3 protein-coding genes are annotated in these 3,455 nt (G+C 74.0%); all 3 read left to right on the top strand.

What is annotated here, in order from left to right; translation table 11 throughout:
- Positions 1 to 158 precede the first annotated feature (158 nt).
- From ROTAS13_RS21360 to ROTAS13_RS21350, 3 genes are read left to right on the top strand one after another with little or no spacing between them, the layout of a single operon-like run.
- Positions 159 to 2,129, top strand: a complete 1,971-nt coding sequence (locus tag ROTAS13_RS21360) for a heme lyase CcmF/NrfE family subunit (protein ID WP_027297215.1) — start codon at positions 159 to 161, stop codon at positions 2,127 to 2,129.
- Positions 2,126 to 2,794: a DsbE family thiol:disulfide interchange protein gene (locus tag ROTAS13_RS21355; RefSeq protein WP_019462118.1), complete on the top strand. Its 669-nt coding sequence runs from the start codon at positions 2,126 to 2,128 to the stop codon at positions 2,792 to 2,794. The genes ROTAS13_RS21360 and ROTAS13_RS21355 overlap by 4 nt, the downstream gene beginning before the upstream one ends.
- A complete protein-coding gene (locus tag ROTAS13_RS21350; protein ID WP_075823342.1) occupies positions 2,791 to 3,303 on the top strand; it encodes a cytochrome c-type biogenesis protein in 513 nt (170 codons plus the stop codon). Before ROTAS13_RS21355 ends, ROTAS13_RS21350 begins: the two co-directional genes overlap by 4 nt.
- The last annotated feature ends 152 nt before the right edge of the window (positions 3,304 to 3,455 follow it).

Raw genomic sequence — 3,455 nt, 5'->3', positions numbered from 1 at the left:
GGGCGTCGGGCTGACGGCCACCACCGGCGCCAGCCCAGGCCCGGGGTCCGGGGACCGGCTCCGGTCCCCGGCGGAGAGGGGGTCCGGCGGGAGAGGCAGGGCCTCTCCCCCGGGGGCAGCCACGAAGCGCAACGCCAGAGCCCCGGCCAGGGAGAGCCATGACCGCCGAACTCGGACACTTCGCCCTGGCGCTGGCCTGCGCCATCGCGCTGGCGCAGTCGGTGCTGCCGCTCTGGGGCGCGCAGCGGGGGGAGGCGCGGCTGATCGCCGCCGCGCCGGGCCTGGCGCTGTCGGGGCTGCTGGCGGTGGCCGCCGCCTTTGGCGCACTGCTCTGGTGCTTCGCCAGCAACGACACCTCGGTGCTGGCGGTGGTGCAGAACAGCCATTCGGCCAAGCCGATGCTCTACAAGCTCTCCGGCGCCTGGGGGAACCACGAGGGTTCCATGGTGCTCTGGGTGCTGATCCTGGGCCTCTGCTCCGGCGCCGTGGCGCTGTTCGGCGGCAGCCTGCCGGGGGCGCTGCGGGCCAGGGTGCTGGCGGTGCTGGGCATGGTCAGCGCCGGCTTCCTGCTGTTCATCCTGGCCACCTCCAACCCCTTCACCCGGGTCTGGCCGGCGCCGATGGACGGGCAGGGGCTGAACCCGGTGCTGCAGGACCCCGGCCTCGCCTTCCATCCGCCGATCCTCTACGCGGGCTATGTCGGCTTCGCCGTCACCTTCGCCTTCGCCGTGGCGGCGCTGATCGAGGGGCGGGTGGATGCCGCCTGGGGGCGCTGGGTGCGTCCCTGGGCGCTGGCGGCCTGGAGCTTCCTGACGCTCGGCATCGCGCTGGGCTCCTGGTGGGCCTACTACACGCTGGGCTGGGGCGGGTTCTGGTTCTGGGACCCGGTGGAGAACGCCTCGCTGCTGCCCTGGCTGGCCGGAACCGCCCTGCTGCACACCGCCGTGGTGGTGGAGAAGCGCGAGGCGCTGAAGATCTGGGCCGTGCTGCTGGCGATCCTGGGCTTCGGCATGTCGCTGCTGGGCACCTTCCTGGTGCGCTCGGGCGTGCTGAACAGCGTGCATGCCTTCGCCAGCGACCCGCAGCGCGGCATCTTCATCCTGGTGCTGCTGGCGCTCTATCTCGGCGGGGCGCTGGCGCTCTTCGCCTTCCGCGCCCCGGCCATGGCGCCCGCCGGGCGCTTCGCGCCGCTGTCGCGGGAGGGGGCGCTGGTGCTGAACAACCTGCTGCTCTGCTCGATCACCGCGGTGGTGCTGGTCGGCACGCTCTATCCGATGTTCGCCGACCTCGTGCTGCACGCGAAGATCTCGGTCGGCCCGCCCTTCTTCAACACCGCCCTGCTGCCGCTGGTGGTGCCGCTGGTGGCGGCCACTGCCGCCGGACCGGTGCTGGCCTGGAAGCGGGCGCGGCTCTGGCCGGTGGTGGAGCGCCTCTGGTGGGCGGCGCTCTGTGCCCTGGGGGCCTTCCTGGTGACGCTCTGGATCGCGGGGGAGCGGATCGGCCCGGCGATCGGCTTCGCCGGTGCCGCCTGGCTGGTGCTGGGCGCCTGTGCCGACCTCGCCGGGCGCGTCGGGCTTTTCTCCCGCCCCGGCGGAGCGCTGGCCCGGGCCGCGCGCCTGCCGCGCGCCGCCTGGGGCGCCGCGCTGGCCCATGCCGGGCTGGGCGTGACGCTGGCCGGGCTGGCGGGGATGGGGCTGGCCACCGACAAGCTGGTGGCCCTGAAGCCCGGCGGCTCCACGGATTTCGCCGGCTATGAATGGAGGCTCGACGCGCTGCGCGACGTGACCGGCCCGAACTGGACGGCGCGGGAGGCACGGCTGGAGGTGCTGCGCGACGGCAAGGCGGTCACCGTCCTGACGCCGCAGCGCCGCTTCTTTCCGCTGGCCCAGACCACAACCGGGGAGGCCGCGATCCGCACCAATGCGGTGACCGACCTTTATGCCGTGATGGGGGAGGAGGGCATGGGCCGGGTGGTGCTGCGCCTGCACCACAACACGCTGGCGCCCTGGATCTGGTTCGGGGCGGTGGTGATGGCGCTGGGCGGCGGGCTGTCGCTTTCCGATCGGCGCGCCCGCGTCGCCGCGCCTGCCCGGAAGCCTGTCGCGGCGGAGAAGGAGGCCATCGCATGAGCGGGCAGGCGGGTGGACCCGATGCGGGCGGGGCATGTTTCACGGGAAGCACGCCTGCCGGGGCCGCGCGGCAGGCCGGCACGCCTCCAGCCGGGAAGCGCCCGAACTGGGGTCGCCGTGCCCTGCTGGCCGTGCCGCTCGGCGTCACGGCGGCGGCGGGGCTGGGCTTCTGGGGGATGCTGCGGGGGCTGCGGGACGGCTCCTATGACCCGACCGGCGTGCCCTCCGCCCTGATCGGCAGGCCGGTGCCCGCCATGCCGCTCGGGACGGTGGAGGGGCTGGGCGACATCCCGCCGCTGGACGTGGCCAGCCTGCGCGGTATGGAGCGGCCGGTGCTGGTGAATTTCTGGGCCTCCTGGTGCGTGCCCTGCACCATCGAGCATCCGCAGCTCATGCAGCTCGCCCGCGACGGGGTGCCCGTCTATGGCGTCAGCTACAAGGACAAGGCGCCGGAGGCCCGCGCCTTCCTGGAGCGGCGCGGCAACCCCTTTGCCCGGCTCGGCGCCGATGCCACGGGGCGGGTGGGGATCGAATGGGGCGTCTATGGCGTGCCCGAGACCTATTTCGTGGACCGGCAGGGCATCATCCGCTGGCGCTGGGCCGGGCCGGTGACGCCGGAGGTGGTGGAGCAGGACCTCCGGCCGCTGCTGCGGCGCTACGCATGATCCGGCGGCTTCTTCCCGCCCTGCCGCTGCTGGCGCTGCTGCTGTCCCCCGCCGCTTTGTCACCCGCCTGGGCCATCGACCGGCCGGAGGACCTGCTGCCCGACCCGGCGCAGGAGGAACGCGCGCGCGAGATCGGGCGCGAGTTGCGCTGCATGGTCTGCCAGAACCAGTCCATCGAGGACAGCGACGCCGACCTCGCCCACCAGCTCCGCCACATCGTGCGGGAGCAGGTCGCGGCGGGGCGCAGCAACGAGGATATCGTGCGCTTCCTGCACGACCGGTATGGCGATTTCGTGCTGCTCCGCCCGCCCGTGAACGGCGCCACCCTCCTGCTCTGGGCCACGCCCGCCCTGGCGCTGATGCTGGGGGTGGGCACGGTGCTGCTGCTGCGCCGCCGCCGGCCCGCGACCCTGCCGCAACTGAGCGAGGCGGAACGGCGGCGCCTCGCCGAGATCGAGGGCGAGGCGCAGGCCGGCAGGCCGGCCCCCCGCGAAGGAGGCGCCGCATGAGCTGGACCCTTTACGGCATCGCCGCGCTGCTCTGCCTGTCGCCCTTCCTCGTGACCCTCTGGCGCCCCGCCGCGCCGCGCGGCCGGCGCGAGGCCGATCTCGCCCTCTACCAGGCCCAGCGCGCCGAGCTGGATGGCCAGCTCGCGGAAGGG

The organism is Roseomonas sp. TAS13 (assembly GCF_001950415.1).
In the GTDB taxonomy this organism is placed as follows: domain Bacteria; phylum Pseudomonadota; class Alphaproteobacteria; order Acetobacterales; family Acetobacteraceae; genus Roseomonas; species Roseomonas mucosa.
The sequence above is the reverse complement of the archived record's forward strand: the minus strand, read 5'-3'. Positions and strand labels throughout refer to the sequence as shown.